19 protein-coding genes and 1 riboswitch are annotated in these 19,930 nt (G+C 67.0%); of the genes, 6 read left to right on the top strand and 13 right to left on the bottom strand.

Features of this window, described 5'->3' with window-relative positions; translation table 11 throughout:
* Window positions 1-70: 70 nt before the first annotated feature.
* Window positions 71-904 carry a 2-oxo-tetronate isomerase gene (gene otnI, locus ACK4HJ_RS02655; RefSeq protein ID WP_409827477.1) on the bottom strand — a complete coding sequence of 278 codons (834 nt, stop codon included), beginning with the start codon at window positions 902-904 and terminating at the stop codon, window positions 71-73.
* 180 nt (window positions 905-1,084) lie between these two features.
* Here otnI and ACK4HJ_RS02650 point away from each other — a divergent pair, with 180 nt between their 5' ends.
* Entirely contained in the window at window positions 1,085-1,537 is a 453-nt protein-coding gene (locus ACK4HJ_RS02650; RefSeq protein ID WP_409827475.1) for a MerR family transcriptional regulator, read from the top strand.
* 62 nt (window positions 1,538-1,599) lie between these two features.
* Window positions 1,600-2,232 (top strand): NAD(P)H-dependent oxidoreductase, encoded by a 633-nt coding sequence (locus tag ACK4HJ_RS02645; protein ID WP_409827473.1) that lies wholly within the window; start codon window positions 1,600-1,602, stop codon window positions 2,230-2,232.
* Here ACK4HJ_RS02645 and ACK4HJ_RS02640 read toward each other — a convergent pair.
* From ACK4HJ_RS02640 to ACK4HJ_RS02625, 4 genes are all read right to left on the bottom strand, one after another.
* A complete protein-coding gene (locus ACK4HJ_RS02640; protein ID WP_409827471.1) occupies window positions 2,216-3,349 on the bottom strand; it encodes a glycerophosphodiester phosphodiesterase in 1,134 nt (377 codons plus the stop codon). The genes ACK4HJ_RS02645 and ACK4HJ_RS02640 overlap by 17 nt on opposite strands.
* A gap of 81 nt (window positions 3,350-3,430) precedes the next feature.
* On the bottom strand, window positions 3,431-4,015 hold the full coding sequence (gene metW / locus ACK4HJ_RS02635) for a methionine biosynthesis protein MetW (RefSeq protein WP_409827469.1): 585 nt from the start codon (window positions 4,013-4,015) through the stop codon (window positions 3,431-3,433).
* Window positions 4,012-5,142 carry a homoserine O-acetyltransferase gene (locus ACK4HJ_RS02630; protein ID WP_409827468.1) on the bottom strand — a complete coding sequence of 377 codons (1,131 nt, stop codon included), beginning with the start codon at window positions 5,140-5,142 and terminating at the stop codon, window positions 4,012-4,014. Before ACK4HJ_RS02630 ends, metW begins: the two co-directional genes overlap by 4 nt.
* 150 nt (window positions 5,143-5,292) lie before the next feature.
* Window positions 5,293-5,862: a TMEM165/GDT1 family protein gene (locus ACK4HJ_RS02625; protein ID WP_409827466.1), complete on the bottom strand. Its 570-nt coding sequence runs from the start codon at window positions 5,860-5,862 to the stop codon at window positions 5,293-5,295.
* 5 nt (window positions 5,863-5,867) lie between these two features.
* Window positions 5,868-6,059, bottom strand: a riboswitch (yybP-ykoY riboswitch).
* 245 nt (window positions 6,060-6,304) lie between these two features.
* Here ACK4HJ_RS02625 and ACK4HJ_RS02620 point away from each other — a divergent pair.
* Together ACK4HJ_RS02620 and ACK4HJ_RS02615 are read left to right on the top strand one after the other, a co-directional pair.
* Complete coding sequence (locus ACK4HJ_RS02620) at window positions 6,305-6,703, top strand: RNA recognition motif domain-containing protein (protein ID WP_409827464.1); 399 nt, start codon at window positions 6,305-6,307, stop codon at window positions 6,701-6,703.
* 327 nt (window positions 6,704-7,030) lie between these two features.
* Entirely contained in the window at window positions 7,031-7,558 is a 528-nt protein-coding gene (locus tag ACK4HJ_RS02615; RefSeq protein ID WP_409827463.1) for an RNA recognition motif domain-containing protein, read from the top strand.
* Between the two features lie 65 nt (window positions 7,559-7,623).
* Here the strand turns inward: ACK4HJ_RS02615 and ACK4HJ_RS02610 are convergent, their stop codons facing one another.
* Genes ACK4HJ_RS02610 through ACK4HJ_RS02595 form a run of 4 tightly spaced genes read right to left on the bottom strand, consistent with a single transcriptional unit; the run spans window position 7,624 to window position 10,651 of the window.
* On the bottom strand, window positions 7,624-8,400 hold the full coding sequence (locus ACK4HJ_RS02610; protein WP_409827460.1) for an SDR family oxidoreductase: 777 nt from the start codon (window positions 8,398-8,400) through the stop codon (window positions 7,624-7,626).
* A 60-nt stretch (window positions 8,401-8,460) separates the two neighbouring features.
* Window positions 8,461-9,081 (bottom strand): LPS export ABC transporter periplasmic protein LptC, encoded by a 621-nt coding sequence (gene lptC, locus ACK4HJ_RS02605; protein WP_409827458.1) that lies wholly within the window; start codon window positions 9,079-9,081, stop codon window positions 8,461-8,463.
* Entirely contained in the window at window positions 9,078-9,647 is a 570-nt protein-coding gene (locus ACK4HJ_RS02600) for a KdsC family phosphatase (RefSeq protein ID WP_409827456.1), read from the bottom strand. Before ACK4HJ_RS02600 ends, lptC begins: the two co-directional genes overlap by 4 nt.
* Window positions 9,648-9,649: 2 nt before the next feature.
* Window positions 9,650-10,651 carry an SIS domain-containing protein gene (locus ACK4HJ_RS02595; RefSeq protein WP_409827454.1) on the bottom strand — a complete coding sequence of 334 codons (1,002 nt, stop codon included), beginning with the start codon at window positions 10,649-10,651 and terminating at the stop codon, window positions 9,650-9,652.
* Between the two features lie 126 nt (window positions 10,652-10,777).
* On the opposite strand from ACK4HJ_RS02595, the gene ACK4HJ_RS02590 reads away from it, so the two are divergent.
* A complete protein-coding gene (locus ACK4HJ_RS02590) occupies window positions 10,778-12,763 on the top strand; it encodes a monovalent cation:proton antiporter-2 (CPA2) family protein (protein ID WP_409827452.1) in 1,986 nt (661 codons plus the stop codon).
* A 138-nt stretch (window positions 12,764-12,901) separates the two neighbouring features.
* On the opposite strand, the gene ACK4HJ_RS02585 is transcribed toward ACK4HJ_RS02590, so the two are convergent.
* On the bottom strand, window positions 12,902-15,955 hold the full coding sequence (locus tag ACK4HJ_RS02585) for an EAL domain-containing protein (RefSeq protein ID WP_409827450.1): 3,054 nt from the start codon (window positions 15,953-15,955) through the stop codon (window positions 12,902-12,904).
* Window positions 15,956-16,166: 211 nt separating this feature from the next.
* On the opposite strand from ACK4HJ_RS02585, the gene ACK4HJ_RS02580 reads away from it, so the two are divergent.
* Window positions 16,167-16,721 (top strand): adenine phosphoribosyltransferase, encoded by a 555-nt coding sequence (locus tag ACK4HJ_RS02580; protein WP_409827449.1) that lies wholly within the window; start codon window positions 16,167-16,169, stop codon window positions 16,719-16,721.
* Between the two features lie 27 nt (window positions 16,722-16,748).
* Here the strand turns inward: ACK4HJ_RS02580 and ACK4HJ_RS02575 are convergent, their stop codons facing one another.
* The 3 genes from ACK4HJ_RS02575 to mnmE form a co-directional block, all read right to left on the bottom strand.
* Window positions 16,749-17,675 (bottom strand): hypothetical protein, encoded by a 927-nt coding sequence (locus tag ACK4HJ_RS02575; protein ID WP_409827448.1) that lies wholly within the window; start codon window positions 17,673-17,675, stop codon window positions 16,749-16,751.
* 122 nt (window positions 17,676-17,797) lie between these two features.
* Window positions 17,798-18,289 carry a Crp/Fnr family transcriptional regulator gene (locus tag ACK4HJ_RS02570; RefSeq protein WP_409827446.1) on the bottom strand — a complete coding sequence of 164 codons (492 nt, stop codon included), beginning with the start codon at window positions 18,287-18,289 and terminating at the stop codon, window positions 17,798-17,800.
* Between the two features lie 81 nt (window positions 18,290-18,370).
* On the bottom strand, window positions 18,371-19,855 hold the full coding sequence (gene mnmE / locus ACK4HJ_RS02565; protein ID WP_409827444.1) for a tRNA uridine-5-carboxymethylaminomethyl(34) synthesis GTPase MnmE: 1,485 nt from the start codon (window positions 19,853-19,855) through the stop codon (window positions 18,371-18,373).
* Between the last annotated feature and the right edge of the window lie 75 nt (window positions 19,856-19,930).

Below are 19,930 nucleotides of genomic sequence, written 5' to 3'. Positions count from 1 at the left end.
TACGGTTGTTACATTTATTCACGCATTCCCTTACGCAGTTGCGCGAACTGGCAGCCCGCCGCAAAGCGCACTAGGAAGGTGCATGCCCGCCGCGCGCCATCGCCCGGTCCCGCCAGCCCAGGCCTTGCGTGGTGCCGTTGCTCGGCCGGTATTCACAGCCAATCCAGCCCGCATAGCCCAGCGCGTCAATCACATCGAACAGGTAGGGGTAGTTCAGCTCGCCCTGGTCGGGCTCTTGCCGCGCGGGCACACCGGCGATCTGGATATGGGCCACACGCCCGGTCGGCAGGTACTGGCGCAGTTTGGTGGCCACATCGCCCTCGACGATCTGGCAGTGGTACAGGTCCATCTGCACCTTGAGGTGTTCGGACTGCGCTGCGTCCAGCAGTTCATGGGCATGGTCCTGCCGGTTCAGAAAATAGCGCGGCATGTCGCGCAGGTTGATGGGTTCGATGAGGATGTCGCGGCCTGCCTTGCCCACCTGTTCGGCCGCCCAGCGCAGGTTGCTGGCACACAGGGCCTTGAGCGATTCACGCTCCACCCCGGGCGGCACGATGCCCGACAGCACATGGATGCGCGGACAGTCCAGCGCCTCGGCATAGCGCAGGGCTTCAGTGACGCCTGCGCGGAACTCGGACTCGCGCCCCGGCAGCGCCGCCGTGCCGCGCGCGGTCTGGTCCCAGGCGGCGGCCATGGCGGCACGGTCGCTGCCGGCGGGCGGGGCATTGAACAGCACCAGCTGCAGCCCATGGTCGCGCAGCCGCGCCGCGATGTCTTGCGGCTCGAAGGCGTACGGAAACAGGAACTCCACCGCCCGGAACCCGTCGCGCGCAGCAGCGGCAAAGCGGTCCAGAAAGGGGAACTCTGTGTACATCAGGCTCAGGTTGGCGGCAAACTGGGGCATGGCGGGGGCGGGCAGTTGGAAAGGGATCGTCTCAGCGCCGCAGCTTATCGTGTGGCCCGGGTGGCTGCGGCTACTGTGATGCTCCAGCTTCTTGAATATGGGTCAAATCAGCGTCTAGCGCTTTATACACAAGCGCTGACAGCTATCAATTTTGTAGTTTTATTTTTTACAGGATCGCCCATGCGCATTGGAGAACTCGCCCGACGCACCGGCACCACGCCCAAGGCCATCCGCCTGTACGAAGCACGCGGCCTGATGGGCGCCGTGGCGCGCGCCGGCAGCTACCGCCACTATGGCGAGGCCGATGTGGCGCGTGTGCTGCTGATCCGCCAGGCCCAGGCGCTGGGTTTTCGGCTGGCGGAGCTGGACGGCCTGCCCCACATCCACACCACCGCGGGCTGGGAGCGCATGGCCCTTCTGGTGGCCCAGCGCCGCGCCGCCGTGGCGCAGGAGCTGGCCCGCTTGGCCGCGCTGGACGCGCAACTGGCGCTGCTGGAAGCCGAGCTGCACACCTGCGACACGCTGGCCGTGCGCGCCACGCCCCAGGCCTGCGTGGCGCCCGCCGCACTGGCGGCCCCGGCCGCGTCGGCCCGGCCGCACACCTCTTCACTTTCTATTGACCTGACCGCTTGACTCTGCCCCATGGGACAAGGTGAACATGGCGCCATCAACAACTTCTGTGTGATGGAGATTCCGTGGCAAAACAACACATCCTGGTCATCCTGGGCCACCCCACCGCCGACAGCCTGTGCGCGGGCATGGCGCGCGCCTATGCCGACGGCGCGCGACAAGGGGGCGCCGAGGTGCGCTTTCTGGACGTGGCGCATCTCGCGTTCAACCCGCTGTTCCAGGGCTATGGCGCGGCGCAGCCGCTGGAGCCCGACCTGCTGGCCGCGCAGGCCGACATCAGCTGGGCGGACCACCTGGTGTGGGTCTACCCCATCTGGTGGGGCGCCATGCCCGCGCTGCTCAAGGGTTTTATCGACCGCGTGTTTCTGCCGGGCTACGCGTTCAAGTACCGCCAGGGTTCGTCGCTGTGGGACAAGCTGCTGGCCGGGCGCTCGGCCGAACTGCTGGTGACCATGGACTCACCGCCCTGGTACTTCCGCTGGGTCACGCGCATGCCGGGCCACCACCAGATGAAGAAGGCCATCCTGGAGTTCTGCGGCATCCGGCCGGTGCGCGTGCACAGCTTTGGGCCGGTGCGCAGCGCCAGCACCGTGCGGCTGGCGCAGTGGGTGGAAAAGGCGCGGCAACTCGGGCAGCGCCAGGGGGCACGCTCCGCGCCGGGCAAGCCCCGCCCGGCACCCGTCACTTCGTCGCCGTGAATGCTTGCACCGCCGCGCGGCCCACGGCCGGGTCGTCGGTAAAGAAGCCGTCGATGCCTGCACGCAGGTAGGCCGTGATCTCGGCCACGCTGTCGCCGCGCACGGTGCCGTCGGTGGCGGGTGCCTTTTTCAGCCCGGCGGGCAGGAAGGCGTTTTCGGGCCGCAGCGTCCAGATGTGCACGCTCAGGCCTTCGGCGCGGGCGCGTTCGACCAACCCCGTGGGGGTGCCCGGTAAGCCGTCTTTCACCGGCACCACCAGCGTCTTGAACGGGCCGATGGCATTGGCGTACGTCGCCACCTGCTTGAGGCCCTCGGGCGTGATGAGGTCGGCATAGGCGCGCGTGTTGGCCGCGCCCTGCGCCACAAAGTCATACGGCCGGCCCGAGGGCGCCACCAGTTGCACCAGGCGCACGCTGCTGAGCTTGCGGATCGCCTGCAGGTTGCTGACCTCGAACGACTGCACGAACACGGGCGCGTCCTTGTGGTTCCAGCCGTTCTTCTCCAGCACGGCCAGCAGCGGCGCCTCCAGCGGCAGGCCGATGGACTGGAAGTAGGTGGGGTGTTTGGTCTCGGGGTAGATGCCGATGGTGCGGCCCGCCTTCGCGCTCTGGGCCTTGACCAGGTCGATGACCTCCTGCAGCGTGGGCACCTCGAACTGGCCGTTGTAGGCCACGTTGGCCGGGCGCTGCGCGGGGATGCGCTCGCGGGCGCGCAGGGTTTTCAGCTCGGCCAGGGTGAAGTCTTCGGTGAACCAGCCGGTGATGGCCTGGCCGTCGATGGTCTTGGTGGTTTTGCGGCCCGCGAACTCGGGGCGGTCCACCACGTCGGTGGTGGCTTCCTTCACCAAGCCGTCGGCGTTCAGGATGGCGATCGCGTTCTCGTGCCGGGCCACCAGCACGCCATCCTTGGTGATCACCAGGTCGGGCTCGATGATGTCGGCGCCGTCGTCAATTGCCTGCTGGTACGCGGCGAGTGTGTGCTCGGGCCGCAGGGCCGAAGCGCCCCGGTGGGCAATCACGGTGGGGGTGGGCGGCCAGGCCTGGGCCACAGCGCCCAGCGCCCAGGTGGTGAGCAGCGCGGCAGCGATTACGGCGCGCAGCAGAGCAATGCGTTTCATGCGGGTCTCCTACTAACGGAGCCCGCACCTTAGTCGATGCGGTTGACAGCGGTGTGTCGCCAGGGCGTACACCGGTAAGCGCTACGCGTGTTCGAAGTGGAAGACGGCTGTGCCCGCGCGTGCGTTGGGCAGCCAGCGCACTTCTTCGCCATCCTGCAGCCCGAAGGAATCGAGGATGCGCAGGCTGTTCTTGGTCGCCAGCACTTCAAAGTCCTTGTAGGTGCCCACGCGGATGTTGGGCGTGTCGTACCACTGGTAGGGCAGGCGCCGCGTCACGGGCATGCGCCCGCGCAGGATGGACAGGCGGTTGGGCCAGTGCGCAAAGTTGGGGAAAGCCACCACGCCGGTGCGGCCCACGCGGGCTGTCTCACGCAGCATGGTTTCGGCATTGCGCAGGTGCTGCAGCGTGTCGATCTGCAGCACCACGTCAAAGCTGTTGTCGTCGAACATGGCCAGCCCCTCGTCGAGGTTGAGCTGGATCACATCCACGCCGCGCTGCACGCAGGCCAGCACATTGGCGTCGTCAATCTCCACGCCGTAGCCGCTGCAGCCGCGCTCCCGCTGCAGGTAGTCGAGCATGGCGCCGTTGCCACAGCCCAGGTCGAGCACGCGCGATCCGGCAGGCACCAGGCGCGCCAGGGCTTGCATCGCCGCTTTGTCCGTCATGCTTGCAACTCCTTGGCAATGCTATCGAAGTAAGAGCGCATTACGCCCATGTAGCGGGCGTCATCGAGCAAAAAGGCATCGTGCCCGTGGGGCGCGTCGATCTCGGCGTAGCTCACGCGGCGGCGGTTGTCGAGCAGGGCCTTCACGATCTCGCGGCTGCGCTGGGGCGAGAAGCGCCAGTCGGTGGTGAAGCTCACGAGCAGAAACTTCGCCGTGGCGCGGGCCAGGGCGCGCGTGAGATTGCCACCGTGCTTGCGGGCCGGGTCGAAGTAGTCGAGCGCGCGGGTGATCAGCAAATAGGTGTTGGCGTCAAAGTAGTCGCTGAACTTGTCGCCCTGGTAGCGCAGGTAGCTTTCGATCTGGAATTCAATATCCTGGGTGCTGTATTTCAGCTCCAGGCCTTCTCTGAGTTGACGCCCGAACTTCTCGTTCATCACGTCGTCGCTCAGGTACGTGATGTGGCCGATCATGCGCGCGATGCGCAGGCCGCGCTTGGGGATCACGCCGTGGCGGTAAAAGTGGCCGCCGTGGAAGTCCGGGTCAGTCACGATGGCGCGGCGGGCCACTTCGTTGAAGGCGATGTTCTCGGCTGTGAGGTTGGGGGCGCTGGCCACCACCACGGCGTGGCGCATGCGCTCAGGGTATTGCAACGTCCAACTCAATGCCTGCATGCCGCCCAGGCTGCCACCCAGCACGGCGGCCAGCTGCTGGATGCCCAGGCGGTCGAGCAGGCGGGCCTGCGCGTTGACCCAGTCTTCCACCGTGACCACGGGGAAATCCGCGCCATAGACCTCGCCCGTGTCAGGGTGCGTGTGCATGGGGCCGGTGGAGCCAAAGCAGGAGCCCAGGTTGTTCACGCCGATCACGAAAAATCGGTCGGTGTCCACGGGCTTGCCGGGGCCGATCATGTTGTCCCACCAGCCCTCACTCTTGTCCTGCCCGGCGTAGACGCCCGCGACGTGGTGCGAGGCATTGAGGGCGTGGCACACGAGCACGGCGTTGGAGCGGTCGGCATTGAGCGTGCCGTAGGTCTCGTAGGTCAGGTGGTAGTCGCGGATGGACGCGCCGCTTTGCAGCGGGAGCACCTCCGGAAAATGCATGGACTGGGGTGTGGCGATGAACGACATAAAAAAACCCGGCGTCGCTAAAAACGAGGCCGGGTGGATGTGTCGGACGGGTCTTTAGCAGGATTTATAAAGCGCCCGCAAGCTGTGGCAAATCGGCGCGTTCGGCAAATATACCAAAAGCGCCTGCCACTGTGACCATGTCTGTGTCCGTCAGGTGCCCGTGGGCGCGAAGATCGCCAGCAACCCCAGCACCAGGAAGATCACGGCCGACACGATGTGTACCGCGCGAATCGGCACCCGGCGCGTGATGCGCTCGCCCAGCCACACCACGGGCGCGTTGGCGATCATCATGCCGAGCGTGGTGCCCGCCACCACCCACAGGTAGGCGTTGTACTGCGCAGCCAGCATCACGGTGGCGATCTGCGTCTTGTCGCCCATCTCGGCCAGGAAAAATGCCACGACTGTGGTGCCAAACAAGCCCCAGCGCGGCGAGCCATCAGCCTCGCCCTCGTCGAGCTTGTCGGGGATCAGCATCCAGATGGCCATCGCGATGAACGACGCGCCCAGGATCCAGCGCAGCACCTGCGGCCCCACGAAGGTGGTGACCCACGCACCCACAGCCCCGGCCAGGCCGTGGTTGACCAGCGTGGCGACCAGGATGCCGAGCACGATGGGCCAGGGTTTGCGAAAGCGGGCGGCGAGCACCAGCGCCAGAAGCTGCGTCTTGTCGCCCATTTCGGCGAGCGCGACGATGGCGGTGGAGATGAAAAACGGTTCCATGTGGGGGTCCTATCCGGCCGGATGGGTGGAAAACGCATTGACTGCACCCCGACTCCGGCCATTTGGATCGGCATGCAGTCAATGGTCTCGCCCAGCTCAAAAACCGCATACGCCATAGGCCCACCGGGCCCAAGTTTGTTGACGCATGCCCCCGGCGCATTGCACAGCCGGGCGGGCTACTCCCCAAAGACCCGGCGATTTTACCCTATGGTTTGTCCGGAGATTGGCCTCAAAACCACGCAAATCGCCTGTTTTGGGGCATCCGGCCCAGAAATAAACACCCACACTGCCCATAAAGTGATTGATAATGGGTTCGCTTTTCTGCTTGCAGAGGGGCAGCTAACTTAGCGGTGATTGGTCAGTTTCGCGTCTTTGAAGTCGTCACAGGTTTGTTGATTGCGTCGGGCTCCATCGCGTTTTCATGTTTTTTCAGGAGTCCTTCATGGGCAACAAACTCTACGTGGGCAACCTGCCCTATTCCTTCCGCGACCAAGATCTGGAGCAAACCTTCAGCCAGTTCGGCTCTGTGGGTAGCGCCAAGGTCATGATGGAGCGCGACACCGGCCGTTCTAAGGGTTTCGGCTTTGTCGAAATGGGCAGCGATGCCGAAGCACAAGCCGCCATCCAAGGCGTGCATGGTCAAAACTTTGGTGGCCGTGACCTCGTGGTCAACGAAGCCCGTCCCATGGAACCCCGCGCACCTCGCAGCGGTGGCTTCGGTGGTGGCAATGGCGGCGGCTTCGGCGGTGGCCGCAGTGGCGGTGGCGGTTACGGCGGCGGTTACGGCGGTGGCCGTGAAGGCGGCGGTGGCGGCTACGGCGGCGGCCGCGGCGGTTACTAAAAAGTCCTTCTCGGCAGGGGTTCGCTCCTGCTGATGGCAAATAAGGAGCCTTCGGGCTCCTTTTTTTATGGCTGGACCAGCTCTACTGACAGCCCTTCCCCTCACGCCATGGGGCGATTTGCTGCCGCACGCGGCGGCAGCGCTACAGCACGCGGAGGCGCTTGCTTTTTCCGCAAAAGTGTGGCGCATAATGGGTTTGCGGGGCAGCGTCCCGCTTTACAAGTTTGCGGTGATCCGTCAGTTTCGCGCTGAGAGCGTCATTGAGATTAGCTGGCTGCGTTTTCGGGACTCCATCGCTTTATCCATGTGTTTTTGAGGAGTCCCTCGATGGGCAACAAACTGTATGTCGGCAACCTGCCGTACTCGGTCCGCGACAACGATCTGGAACAGGCTTTTGGCCAGTTCGGCGCCGTCACCAGCGCCAAAGTCATGATGGAGCGGGACACGGGCCGCTCCAAGGGCTTCGGCTTTGTGGAGATGGGCAGCGACGCAGAAGCCCAGGCGGCCATCAACGGCATGAATGGGCAGGCCCTGGGTGGCCGCAGCATTGTGGTGAACGAAGCCCGTCCCATGGAGCCCCGCCCACCCCGCAGCGGTGGTTTTGGTGGTGGCGGCGGTGGTGGCTACGGCGGCGGTGGCCGCAGTGGCGGGGGCGGCGGCTACGGCGGTGGCCGTGAAGGCGGCGGTGGTGGCTACGGCGGCGGTGGCCGCGATGGCGGCGGCGGTTACGGAGGAGGTGGCGGCCGGGGCGATGGCGGCTTCCGCAGCCCGTATGGCTCGGGCTCCCGCAATGGCGGTGGCGGCGGCCGCAGTGGCGGTGGCGGCTACGGTGGCGGCGGCAACAGCGGCTACTGAGCCTTCCTGGCCATCAGGCACAAAGCCCCTTCGGGGGCTTTTTTCATGACATCGTCATAGCAATGCTATTCGCCCTCTCGGCGCTTGCGCGGCCGCCCGGCCAGCACTTTGTCGAACAGCGCATTGGGCAGCGCGCGCAGCAGCTTGGCGACCACGCCCATCTGCCAGGGAATGACGCGGTAGCTGACACCCGCTTCGATGGTGCGGAAGGCCTGGTCGGCAAAGTCCGCGGGCTGCATCAAGAACGGCATGCCGTAGCGGTTCTTTTGGGTCAGCGGGGTGTCGATATAGCCAGGCGAGATGGTGACCACCCGCACACCGTGGGGCCGCATCTCGCCGCGCAGACTTTCACAGTAGCTGATGACGGCCGCTTTGCTGGCGCAGTAGGCGCCGTGTCCGGGCAGGCCGCGGATGCCCGCCACGCTGCCGATGCCCACCAGGGTGCCACTGCCTCGCTGCACCATGCCGTCCACAAAGGGCTGGAACGTGGCGGCCATGCCGATGTTGTTGGTGGCGAATGTGCGCGCCATCACGTCCAGGTCGCTGCGCACCGCCGTGTCCATGCCCATACTGATGCCTGCATTGGCAATCACCACATCGGGCACGCCTTGCTGCACCAGGCAGGCTTGGCCTGCTGCGACGATGCTGTCCGTCACAGCCACATCAGCACTATAAATTTGATAGCTACCAGCGCTTATCCCTTGAGCGTCAGCCCATGATTTTACCTCTGCGGTGCGGCGCGCCACCAGCGCAAGCCGGTAACCCGCCCGGTGAAAGCGCAGGGCCAGAGCCTGGCCGATGCCGCTGGATGCGCCGGTGATGAAGGCAAGGGGAGAAGTCATGCAGGCAGGCTCCGGGGGCAGTGGCGACGTCGCTGAGGCTTGGCGCGGGGGGCGGTGGGCCTATTTGGCAGGGCCCGGCATGAGCACGCCGCGCACGCGACCGCGCAGCTGCAGCACCTGGTCCAGGTTGTCGTAGTCCATTGCGTCGGCGGTAAAGCGGTCTTCGCCCCGGGTGAGGACCACGGGCTGGTCGGACCGCACCCGTTCGCTGTCGGTGTAAGCGTGCAGGAACTCGCTGCGGAACTCAAGCCGCGGCTGGGCAGGGGCTCCGGCCTGGGCCGGCACAGGCTCGCGCGTGACGATGGCGTTGCCGAAGAGCTGCACCTCGGTGCCGTCCGCGTTGGTCAGCGCCCGGTTGGCTGTGGCCAGGGTGCGCCGCCCTTCCGGCGTGACGGAGCGCATGCGCACCTGGTCGATCTCCAGCGTGTCGCTGTCAGGATAGTGGCGCGCCATTTCGCCCTGCACCTCGCTTTGCAGGCGGCCCGTGGCGTCGAAGCTCTTCACCGAAAAATTCTTCATGAAGTAGTCCGGCTGGTGCGACGGTGGCCGGTCGATGGCGGGCAGCTGCGGCATGGGGGCATTGCGCACCAGCCACCAGGTGCCCAGCGCCAGCAGGCCCATCAGCAGCACCGGCAGGTACAACGAGGCCTGCTCCCAACCTTGGCGCAGCCGGTTCATCATGCGGTGTAGTCCGCCAGCAGCGCCGCATAGCGGCCGGTGGCCACCAGCAGCAGATCGCACAGTTCACGGGCAGCGCCCTCGCCGCCGCGCGCCTGGGTGACATAGTGAGCCGCATGGCGCACCTCGATCTGCGCGTTGGCGGGCGCGCACGCCAACGCGCTGCGGCGCATCACGGGCAGATCGGGCCAGTCGTCACCCATGGCCGCGGCCTGCGACCAGTCCAGTCCCAGGCTGGCGAGCACCTGCTCCGCCGCCGGGCGCTTGTCTTCGGTGCCGAACACCGCATGCTCCACACCCAGCGCCTTGAGCCGCACACGCAGCGGCGCGGAGTCACGCCCCGTGATGACCGCCGGCGTGATGCCCGCCTTTTGCAGCAGCTTGAGGCCGTGCCCGTCCAGCGTGTTGAAGCGCTTGATCGTCTCGCCCGCTTCGGTGAAGTACAGCCCGCCGTCGGTGAGCACGCCATCCACGTCGAAAAATGCCACACGCACGCCCTGGGCGCGCAGCAGCAGCTCGGGGTCGATCTGCAGGGCGGGGGAGAAAGAGGTCTGCGAAGACTGTGCCATCGTCAGATCACCTTCGCGCGCATCAAGTCGCCGATGTGCACCACGCCCACCAGCACACCTGCTGCGTCCACCACCAGCACGCTGGTGATGGCGTGGGCTTCCATCATTTCGGCGGCGTCAACGGCCAGCGCGTCGGGGGCAATCCGGCGCGGGTTAGCGTGCATGACCTGGGCGGCGGTGGTGGACCGCAGGTCGGCACCGGCCTCGATGCGGCGGCGCAGGTCGCCGTCGGTAAAGATGCCCAGCACCTGGCCGGCCGCATCCACGATGGCCGAGGCGCCCAGGCCCTTGGCACTCATCTCGCGCATGAGGTCGCTGAAGGTGGCGCCGGGGCCCACCCGCGGCACTTCGGTGCCCGAGCGCATGACGTCGCTCACGTGGGTAAGCAGCTTTCGGCCCAGCGCGCCGCCGGGGTGCGAGCGGGCAAAGTCCTCGGGGCGGAAGCCCCGCGCGTCCAGCAAGGCCACGGCCAGCGCGTCGCCCATGGCCAGCTGCGCCGTGGTGCTGGCTGTGGGAGCCAAGTTCAAGGGGCAGGCTTCACGCTCGACGCTGCAGTCCAGCACCAGGTCGGCATGGCGGGCCAGGGTGGACTGCAGGCCGCCCGTCATGGCAATCAAGGGCGCGCCCAGGCGCTTGAGCACCGGCAGGATGGCCGTGAGTTCGCCACTTTCGCCGCTATTGGAAATGGCCAGCACCAGGTCCTCGCCGGTGACCATGCCGAGGTCGCCATGGCTGGCTTCGGCGGGATGCACAAAAAACGCGGGGGTGCCGGTGGAGGCCAACGTGGCCGCAATCTTGCGTCCCACGTGGCCGCTTTTGCCCATGCCCATCACCACCACGCGGCCCCGGGCCTGCAGCACCATCTGCACCGCCTGGGCAAAGACGCCATCCACGCGGGCCGCCAGGCCCGTCAGGGCCGCGGCTTCGATGTCAAGGGTTTCGCGGGCCAGGCGCAGAGCCTGTTCGGGGTCAAAAGGGGGCAGCGCGGAGGGTGCGGGAGTCATCCGCGGATTCTATCGACCGGGCGCGGGCACACGCCTGCTGGAGCGGGATGGCCGCAGCCTGCACCGGGGCAAGCGCCCACACAAAAGTGCGTGTGGGCAATGCGGCGCTCGGATAGCATCGCCGGGATGTCGTCCCTCGCCCTCACACTGCTTTACCTGCTGGCCGCAGTGCTGGGCGTGGTGGTATGCCGCAGCCTCAAGCTGCCGCCCATGCTGGGTTACCTGGCCGCGGGGGTGATGATCGGCCCGCACGCGCTGGCGCTGGCGCAGAACTCCGAAGGCGTGCGTCACCTGGGCGAGTTCGGCGTGGTGTTCCTGATGTTTGCGATCGGGCTGGAATTCAGCCTGCCCAAGCTGCGCGCTATGCGGCGGCAGGTGTTTGGCCTGGGGTTCATGCAGGTGGCGCTGACCATGGCGGTGGTCACCGTCGCGGCGCTGGCGTTGTCTCGCTGGGTGGGTGGCGTGTGGGACATGGGCTGGCAGACGGCGCTCGCCCTGTCTGGCGTGATGGCCATGAGCAGCACCGCCATCGTGGTCAAGCTGATGGCCGAACGCGCCGAGCTGGAGAGCGAGCACGGCCGGCGCGTGATGGGCATCCTGCTGTTCCAGGACCTGGCCGTGGTGCCGCTGCTGGTGCTGATACCGGCGCTCAGCTCGTCGCCCGACCAGTTGTTGACGGCCCTGGCATGGGCGCTGCTCAAGGCCACCGTGCTGGTGGCCTTGCTGCTTACCGGCGGCCAGCGGTTCATGCGGTGGTGGCTGACCCTGGTGGCGCGCCGCAAGAGCGACGAGCTGTTCATGCTGAACCTGCTGCTGATCACGCTGGGCCTGGCCTGGCTGACCGAGCTGGCGGGCCTGAGCCTGGCGCTGGGCGCCTTCATTGCGGGCGTGCTGGTGTCCGAAACCGAATACAAGCACCAGGTGGGCACGGACATCCGCCCGTTCCATGACGTGCTGCTGGGGCTGTTCTTCATCACCATCGGCATGATGCTGGACTGGCACATCCTGGTGGACCGCTGGGCGCTGGTGCTGCTGCTGCTCACGGTGCCCCTGGTGCTCAAGCTCGTGATCATCCTGCTGCTGGCGCGCGGCATGGGTGCGACCACCGGCGTGTCGCTGCGCACCGGGCTGTACCTGGCGCAGGCGGGCGAGTTCGGCTTTGTGCTGCTGTCGCTGACGCAAACCCATGGCTTGGTGCAACCCGCGCTGATGAACCCCATCCTGGCGGCCATGGTGTTGTCCATGCTGGCCACGCCTTTCCTCATCATGTACAGCAACCGCATGGTGATGAAGCTGGTGGCCAGCGACTGGCTGCAGCAGTCACTGCAGATGACGTCGATTGCGCGCAAGTCCATCAACACCAGCAAACACGTGATCATCTGTGGCTACGGCCGCTGCGGCCAGAACTTGGCGCGCATGCTGGAGCACGAGGGCATCCCGTACATGGCGCTGGACCTGGACCCGGACCGCGTGCGCCAGGCCGCCGCCGCCGGTGATTCGGTGGTGTATGGCGACGCCACCCGTCTGCAGGCGCTGATGGCCGCCGGCCTGGTGCGCGCCAGCGCCGTGGCCGTGACCTACATCGACGTGCCCGCCGCGCTGAAGGTGCTGGCCAATGCGCGATCGCACGCGCCGCAGGTGCCGGTGGTGGTGCGCACGCAGGACGACCTGTACCTGGACAAGCTGCAGGAGGCCGGTGCGACCGAGGTGGTGCCCGAGGCCATCGAAGGCTCGCTCATGCTCGCCAGCCACGCGCTGGCCCTGGTGGGCGTGCCCATGCGCCGCGTGCTGCGGCTGGTGCAGGACCAGCGCGATGCGCGCTACAACCTGCTGCGCGGCTACTTCCATGGCGCGGACGATGACACGGTGAACGAGCGCGATCAGGAGCGGCTATCCACCATCAACCTGCCGCCCGGCTCGACGGCCCTGGGCCAGAGCCTGGGCCAGCTGGCCTTGCCCACCATGGGGGTGCGTGTTGTGAACCTGCGCCGCAGCTCGGGCCACATGGACCCCGCTGCCGACGATGCGCAGCTGTCTGCGGGGGACACGCTGGTGCTGTCCGGACACCCGGCGGCGCTGTCGCTGGCGGAGGACAAACTGCTCAGAGGGTGACACCTGAACAGCCACTGCGGCACAGCGCCTGCACCTGGGGTTTGGATGGCCTGGAGATTCCGGGGATCACAATTTCGAATCAAATTGGCCTTTAGCGCTTATCCAGCAAGCGCTAGCAGCTATTAATAACATAGCAATCTAAATTTGCCCTGCAGGCCCTGGCCGTCCAAACAGGTAGCCCTGGAACCGCTGGCAGCCGTTGCGCAGCAGGAAGTCGCGCTGGCCCTCGGTTTCCACGCCCTCTGCCACCACGTCCAGACCCAGGCTGCGGGCCAGGGTGATGATGGTGCAGGCGATGGTGGCATCGTTGGGATCGGTAAGCACGTCGCGCACAAAGCTCTGGTCGATCTTGAGCTGGTCCAGCGGCAGACGCTTGAGGTACGACAGCGACGAATAACCGGTGCCAAAGTCGTCCAGCGAGAAGCCCACGCCGTGCATGCGCAGTGCCTGCATTTTGCGGATGCTGTCTTCCACGTCGTGCAGCAGCAGGCTCTCTGTCAGCTCCAACTTGAGTTGGCGCGGGTCGCAGCCCGATGCGCTGAGCGCGGCCAGCACCTGCTGCACAAAGTCGGGCTGGCGAAACTCCTGGGCGCTCACGTTCACTGCCAGGCTCCAGGCCGCAGTTGCGGGTGTGGCAGCCCAGAGCGCCAGCTGCCGGCAGGCCATGGCCAGCACCAACCGGCCCAGGGGCAGGATGAGGCCGGTCTGCTCGGCCAAGGGGATGAATTCGCCCGGTGCCACCATGCCACGCTGCGGATGGTTCCAGCGCACGAGCGCCTCAGCGCCCAGCACCTCGCCCGTCGCGCTGACCACCGGCTGGTAGTGCAGCACAAACTCCTGGCGCGCCAGGCCCTGGCGGATATCGCCCTCCAGCGCCGAGCGGGCCGACGCTGCGGCCTGCATGGCCGGGTCAAAAAAGCACAGCGTATTGCGCCCCTGGGCCTTGGCCTGATACATGGCCAGGTCTGCCCGCTTGAGCAGTTCCTGCGCCGGCAGCTGCAGGTTGCTAAACAGCGCGATGCCAATGCTGGGCGTGCTGTGCATCTCGCTGCCGTCCACCACGTAGGGCTGGTTCAGGGCCGCCAGCACCTTCTGCGCCACGGCTTCGGTCTCGATGGCGGCGTCGGACGGCTGCGGGTGAAGTCCCTGGATCACCACCACAAACTCGTCGCCGCCCAGGCGGGCCACCGTGTCCGTGGCGCGCACGCTAGCGGCCAGGCGCTGGCCCACCTGCACAAGCAGGCGGTCGCCCCACTCGTGGCCCATGGTGTCGTTGATGCCCTTGAAGTTGTCCAAATCCAGAAACAGCAGCGCTCCGTGGCTGCCGTCGCGCAGGCTGGCCGTGGCTGCGCGCTCCAGCCGGTCCATCAGCAGGCGACGGTTGGGCAGGCCGGTCAGCTCGTCATAGAACGCCAGGCGCTGGATCTCGGCCTCGGCCCTCTTGCGCTCAGTGATGTCGCGGGCCACGCCGCGGTAGCCGGTGAAGCGGCGTTCGGCATCAAAAATCGGCTCGCCGCTGATGGACACCCACACGGTGGAACCGTCCGGCGACTGGCGCTGCATTTCGAAGTCGTGGAACACCTGGTGCGCTTCCAGCGTCTCGCGGTGCGCGCGCCACTGGCCTTCGCTCACAAAGGTGTGGGGCAGCTCCCAGCGGGCCAGGCCGTAGTGCAATTCGTCGGGCACGCCGGTCACGCGGTGCGGGTTGCCGTCCAGCCGCACAAACCGGAACTGCGCGTCCTGCTCCCAGTACCAGTCGGACGAGAGGTGCGTGAGGCTGCGCCAGCGCGCCTCGCTCAGGCGCAGCGCGTCCAACGTGCTCAGGTAGTCGGTGACGTCGGTGAAGGTGCGCACCCGACCGCCCGTGGCCAGAGGGCGGGTGCGCACCTCGATGAAGCGCCCGGCGCGGGTGCGCCGCACATACACGTCGGGCATGTTGGCCGCGCCCCCGTGCGCGGCGTATTCGGCCGCTACGTAGCCGCGCGCCGTGGGCTCGATGAACTCGAACCCGGGCCCGAAGTCGCCTCTCTCGGTTTGGAAGCGCACCACTTCTTCCACCTTGGGCTGGCTGGCCAGCAACGACTCGGGCAGGTCCAGCAGCTCCAGGTATCGCTGGTTGTAGACGCGGATGCGGCCTTCGGCGTCCACCTTGGTGATGCCCTGCGACACGCTTGCGAGCGTGATCTCCAGCGCGCGGCTCTGCTCGGCCAGCAGCGCCGTGGTACGGGCCAGCTCGGCCTCGGCGGTGGTGCGGGCGAGGGCAGCGCGGCGGGCCAGCTCCAGTTGGCCCACGGTGCTCAGCAGCGGCTGCAGGAACTGCACGTCGGCCTGTGTGTACCCACCAGGGCAGTTGGCCAGGCCCACCATCGCCACCAGCTCGCCCGCCGCATGAATGGGCAAGCCCAGGTAGCTGTGCAGCGGCGGATGGCCGCGCGGCACCCCGGCGGCGCGTGGGTCGTGTGCGGCATCGTTGGCCAGCACCGGTTCGCCCGTCTGCAGCGCGGCGCCCACCAGCGAGTGCACGTTATCAAACACCATGCCGTCCTGCGCATGCTGGGCAAACAGCGCCCGGGACGCGTCGTCCCAGCTGATGTCCGTCATGGCGTGCACGCGCAAGAAGGGGTGGCCGTCGTCTGCGCGCTGCACTTGTCCCACCACCCCAAACGCGCTTTGCGTGAGCGACATCAGCTCTTCCAGCAGCAACTCGAACGCAGCGCGGGGTCCGGCACTGGCAATAAAAACAGCCTGGGCGCGAGAGATGGCCTGCAGCAGGCGGTGCTGACGCGCCAGCAGCGCTTCGGCGGCAGACCGTGCCCGTGCGCTGGAGTGGCGCTCCAGCACGGCATCGATCTGCGCGGGCAGGGTGAGCAGGTAGTCCAGCGCCGGGTCCTGCACCGCGAAGTCTTCAAAACCGTGGCGCATGGCCTGGGCGGCATGGGTCTCCGCCCCCGCCCGCACGATGATGATGGCAGGCACGCCGTCCAGCCCCTGCAGCAGGTCGAACGCGGCGCCACCCAGCGTACTCTGTACGGCCAGCACGATGTCGGGCCTGTGCTGCTGCAGGTGGGAACGCGCCTGGGCCAGCGAGGCGCACACGTCCACCCGCCATCCCGACCAGGGGTCTGCCAGCGCGTCCGCAACGGCCTGCGCGTGGGGCTCGTCGCCTTCTATCAACAGGACCGAAATGGGCATGGGCCAGTCACCATGGAAGAGGGAGTGCCGCAGGGGTGTAACAACAGTGAAACATTATGGGGGCTGGGGAGGCAGTGCGGGGGCTGGCAAAGACGCTCGCGAGACCCCGCGAAGATGGCCTGTTTACACTTCTGCACTTTGCGCTGCGTGCGCGGCCGCGTGCCGCAGCCCCCGGACCTTCACGGGCCGTCTCCGTTAGAAAAGCGTTTCCATGCAGCCCCTCAGCGTCAACGAATACCTCCGCCAGCACATCCGCACCGTGCCCGACTGGCCCGCGCCCGGCGTGCAGTTTCGCGACATCACGCCGCTGCTGCAGGACCCCAAGGTGTTCCGCGTGCTGATCGATGCCTTTGTGCACCGCTACATGGACAAGGCCCTGCGCCCCGATGTGGTGGCGGGGCTGGACGCGCGCGGCTTCATCCTGGGCGCGGTGGTAGCCTACGAGCTGAATGTGGGGTTCGTACCCATCCGCAAGAAGGGCAAGCTGCCCTTCACCACGGTGGAGGAAACCTACGAATTGGAGTACGGCAGTGCCACGGTGGAACTGCACACCGATGCCGTCAAGCCCGGTGACCGCGTGCTGCTCATCGACGACCTCATCGCCACTGGCGGCACCATGATGGCGGGCAAGAAGCTGCTGGAAAAGCTGGGCGCCACCGTGACCGAGGGTGCTGCGATCGTGGACCTGCCGGAGTTGGGCGGATCGGACCGCCTGCGCGAGTCCGGCTTGCCGCTGTACACGTTGGTGGACTTCGCAGGGCACTGACGCGCCCGCTTCGTGCCCCGACGGCACTCAGTTCAATTCGCCGTACTGCGTGCTGCTCAGGTCCTGGGCTGGGCCGTCTGCGCCTGGCGTCAAGGTGTCCTCAAACCCTGTCGGTGATGGCGATGGAGGTAGGAGCGGCCCTGATCGCACAGGCACCCCAGGCCGCGCTGCGGCAGCGGCTGTCGCAGCAGCGCCAGCCCCCGCACCGGCGGCGTTGGCAAGTGCGCGCTTGAATGCCGCCACCTCGTCCGCCTCGATCGGCTCAAACCGCTGGGGCGCCCGCTGAGGCGCTGCTGCGGGAGGAAGCGGTGCCGGAGCCGTGGCTGCAGACAGCGGGGGCCGGGCTGCCGTAGCTGCCACCGGAGGCACGGGCCGCGCAGCCGCGACCGTCGCGGGGGGCGACACAGTGGGCACAACCGCAGCGGCCACAGGCGGTCGGCGGACAGCGGATGCGGGGGCTGCGGCTGGATGCAGGCTGGCCCCCAGAGGCGCGACGCCTTTTTGGGGGATCCCAACGGCCACGTGGTCGTTGATGCGCCAGTACACGGCGGTCACCAGGATGTCGTACCGGGTCTTGGCCGTCTGGGCGATCAGTGCCTCGATCTCGGACAGGCGCACGGTTTCACCGCCGTACTCGCGCGCCAGGTCCATCATCACCAGAAACTGGCGGCCGCGCTGGTCGAGCGACAGCACCTTGAACTTGTAGCTGGCCGACAGCACACCGGCGCGCACCATGGCGTCGCGCACCACGGTATAGAGCAGCTCGCGGCGCTCCATGCGCTCGTTCTTGCGGTTGGCCGCGTGTTCGGGCGGCAGGGGTTCGACCAGGGGTTTGCCCTGGCGGCCGGCGGCCAGCGGCACCGTGGCGTCGGCGTTCAGCAAGCCCGAGGGTTCGCCCGCAGGGCGGGGCTTGGCGGGGGCAGGTTTACGGCTGAACCAACTGAACAGGGACATGGCGTGCTTTCGGGGGGGCGGCTCTTCAAACGGCACCTGGGGATTGTCAAATCAAGTGTACCGCGCGCCGCCTCCAGGTTTGCCCCGTTTATGCCCGGGTGGATACGCCGGGCGCCCGCCTGTCAGGTGGCGGCAACGCGACGGCGCCGGTTGCCCAGGCGCTTGGCCAGCACGGACCCGGCGGCCATCGCGAGGCCGAGGGCGATGGCGGGCTGGCGGTTGCACAGCTCGGTGAAGCGGATGGCAGTGAGGCTCCAGAGCTTGCTGGGCGCACTGGCCTGCACCGTGGCGCTGCGCACGCGGTGCGAGAAAAACGCGCCCTCGCCCACCACCGAGCCGGCGCCCACGATGGCCAGGCGTAGGCGCTCTTTTTCGTCCTGGTAGTGCACGCTCAGGCTACCGCTTTCCACCAGGTACAAGGTGCGGTCGTTGGCGCCCTGCGTGAACAGCACCTGGCCCGCAGGCAGCACCACCGGCAGCAGATAAGACGAAAGAACGTCCCATTGGGCGGCGCTGAGCGGGTTGGTCATGCTGTCGTCGGCACTGGCCTGGGCGATGGCATCGATCAGACCGTGCAGGTCGACCTTGGAAGCAGTGGACGTGGAAACATTCATGGTGCGCCGAAAGTACCCTTGTTACAGATTAGACACAAGCGCTGTTTACGTCCGTTTACAACATATGCGGACCAGCGGTCGCTATTTGCCGATGCAGAAGCTGGAGAAGATTACGCCGAGCAGGTCGTCCGACGAAAACTCGCCCGTGATGGCGTTGAGGGCGTTCTGCGCAAGGCGCAGTTCCTCGGCCAGCAGGTCGAGCGCCGGGCCCTGGGCCTGCAGCTGGTCGCTGGCCAGCTCCAGGTGTGCAGACACGGCCTGCAGCGCCTGCACATGGCGGGCCCGCGCAATGTACACGCCTTCAGGCGCAGCCTGCCAGCCGGCCACGGCCAGCAGCACCTGCCGCAAGTCCTCCAGCCCCTCACCCGTGCGGGCGGAGAGGCGCACGGTGGGGTGCGCCGCCGCATCGGTCGGAGCCCCACCGAGGGACACCGCGGACGGGCTTGCCTGCCTCTGCGTGTCCAAGGCGGCCGTTGGAGCCTGCCCCGTCGCGCAGTCGAGCTTGTTCCACACATCGATGACAGGCACTGCCACCGGCAGCTTCTGCACCAGCACGCGCGCAATGTCCGCATCGGCGGCAGCGTAGTCGGGCGCGTCGGCGCGTGACAGGTCGTGCAGAAACAGCACGGCGTCGGCCGCCGCGATTTCATCCCAGGCGCGGGCGATGCCGATGCGCTCCACTTCGTCGGTACTGTCGCGCAGCCCGGCGGTGTCGATCACATGCAGCGGGACACCCTCGATCTGGATGGTCTGCTGCACCTTGTCGCGCGTGGTGCCGGCAATGGGGGTGACGATGGCCAGCTCGGCCCCCGCCAACGCATTGAGCAGCGAGCTCTTGCCCGCATTGGGCTGGCCAGCTATCACCACCTTGATTCCCTCACGCAGCAGTGCACCCTGGCGCGCTCGCTGCATCACCGAGGCCAGTGTTTGCTGCAAATTTAATAGCTGTCCGCGCGCATCTGCCTTGCGCAGGAAGTCAATTTCTTCCTCTGGAAAGTCCAAGGTGGCCTCCACCAGCATGCGCAAGTGGATGAGCGCATCGCGCAGGCCATGGATTTCGGCAGAGAAGGCGCCGGACAGAGAGCGGCTGGCGCTGCGCGCCGCCGCCTCGGTGCTGGCGTCGATCAGGTCGGCAATCGCTTCAGCCTGGGCCAAGTCGATCTTGTCGTTGAGGAAGGCGCGTTCGGTGAACTCGCCGGGTTGGGCCACCCGCAGCCCTGGCAGGCAGAGCTGGCCCGTCGCCGGATCGATGGCGGCGCCCGCTTCCAGGCAACGCGCCAGCAGTAACTGCAGCACCACGGTGCCGCCGTGGGCCTGCAGCTCCAGCACGTCCTCACCCGTGTAGCTGTGCGGGCCGGGAAAATACAGCGCCAGCCCCTGGTCGATGGCTTGGCCCTGTGCGTCTCGAAAAGGCAGGTACGTCGCTTCGCGAGGCTTGAGGCTGCGGCCACACACCGCCTGCACCAAGGGGCCCAGCCCCCTGCCTGACACCCGCACGATGCCGACGGCCCCGCGCCCCGGGGCAGTGGCGATGGCAACGATGGGGTCGTGGTGGCGGGCTAGCATGGTGGCGACTGTACAAGGTGGAGGGACAAGAAAAAGGCCGCTTGCGCGGCCTTTCGGGAGTGAGTTCGTGGATGT

The sequence above is a fragment of the Acidovorax sp. genome (genome assembly GCF_046294525.1).
GTDB lineage: Bacteria > Pseudomonadota > Gammaproteobacteria > Burkholderiales > Burkholderiaceae_C > Acidovorax.
Note: the sequence above shows the minus strand (reverse complement) of the source record. Positions and strands in the feature narration are given on the sequence as shown.

What these genes read in the sequence shown, in the direction of transcription:
- ACK4HJ_RS02590 (WP_409827452.1), top strand. Translation starts at nt 10,778, where the DNA reads ATGTCGTCCCTCGCCCTCACACTGCTTTACCTGCTGGCCGCAGTGCTG.
- ACK4HJ_RS02640 (WP_409827471.1), bottom strand. Translation starts at nt 3,349, where the DNA reads ATGAAACGCATTGCTCTGCTGCGCGCCGTAATCGCTGCCGCGCTGCTC.
- ACK4HJ_RS02580 (WP_409827449.1), top strand. Translation starts at nt 16,167, where the DNA reads ATGCAGCCCCTCAGCGTCAACGAATACCTCCGCCAGCACATCCGCACC.
- ACK4HJ_RS02625 (WP_409827466.1), bottom strand. Translation starts at nt 5,862, where the DNA reads ATGGAACCGTTTTTCATCTCCACCGCCATCGTCGCGCTCGCCGAAATG.
- ACK4HJ_RS02585 (WP_409827450.1), bottom strand. Translation starts at nt 15,955, where the DNA reads ATGCCCATTTCGGTCCTGTTGATAGAAGGCGACGAGCCCCACGCGCAG.
- ACK4HJ_RS02650 (WP_409827475.1), top strand. Translation starts at nt 1,085, where the DNA reads ATGCGCATTGGAGAACTCGCCCGACGCACCGGCACCACGCCCAAGGCC.
- ACK4HJ_RS02630 (WP_409827468.1), bottom strand. Translation starts at nt 5,142, where the DNA reads ATGTCGTTCATCGCCACACCCCAGTCCATGCATTTTCCGGAGGTGCTC.
- mnmE (WP_409827444.1), bottom strand. Translation starts at nt 19,855, where the DNA reads ATGCTAGCCCGCCACCACGACCCCATCGTTGCCATCGCCACTGCCCCG.
- ACK4HJ_RS02570 (WP_409827446.1), bottom strand. Translation starts at nt 18,289, where the DNA reads ATGAATGTTTCCACGTCCACTGCTTCCAAGGTCGACCTGCACGGTCTG.
- metW (WP_409827469.1), bottom strand. Translation starts at nt 4,015, where the DNA reads ATGACGGACAAAGCGGCGATGCAAGCCCTGGCGCGCCTGGTGCCTGCC.
- ACK4HJ_RS02610 (WP_409827460.1), bottom strand. Translation starts at nt 8,400, where the DNA reads ATGACTTCTCCCCTTGCCTTCATCACCGGCGCATCCAGCGGCATCGGC.
- ACK4HJ_RS02620 (WP_409827464.1), top strand. Translation starts at nt 6,305, where the DNA reads ATGGGCAACAAACTCTACGTGGGCAACCTGCCCTATTCCTTCCGCGAC.
- lptC (WP_409827458.1), bottom strand. Translation starts at nt 9,081, where the DNA reads ATGATGAACCGGCTGCGCCAAGGTTGGGAGCAGGCCTCGTTGTACCTG.
- ACK4HJ_RS02600 (WP_409827456.1), bottom strand. Translation starts at nt 9,647, where the DNA reads ATGGCACAGTCTTCGCAGACCTCTTTCTCCCCCGCCCTGCAGATCGAC.
- otnI (WP_409827477.1), bottom strand. Translation starts at nt 904, where the DNA reads ATGCCCCAGTTTGCCGCCAACCTGAGCCTGATGTACACAGAGTTCCCC.
- ACK4HJ_RS02595 (WP_409827454.1), bottom strand. Translation starts at nt 10,651, where the DNA reads ATGACTCCCGCACCCTCCGCGCTGCCCCCTTTTGACCCCGAACAGGCT.
- ACK4HJ_RS02615 (WP_409827463.1), top strand. Translation starts at nt 7,031, where the DNA reads ATGGGCAACAAACTGTATGTCGGCAACCTGCCGTACTCGGTCCGCGAC.
- ACK4HJ_RS02575 (WP_409827448.1), bottom strand. Translation starts at nt 17,675, where the DNA reads ATGTCCCTGTTCAGTTGGTTCAGCCGTAAACCTGCCCCCGCCAAGCCC.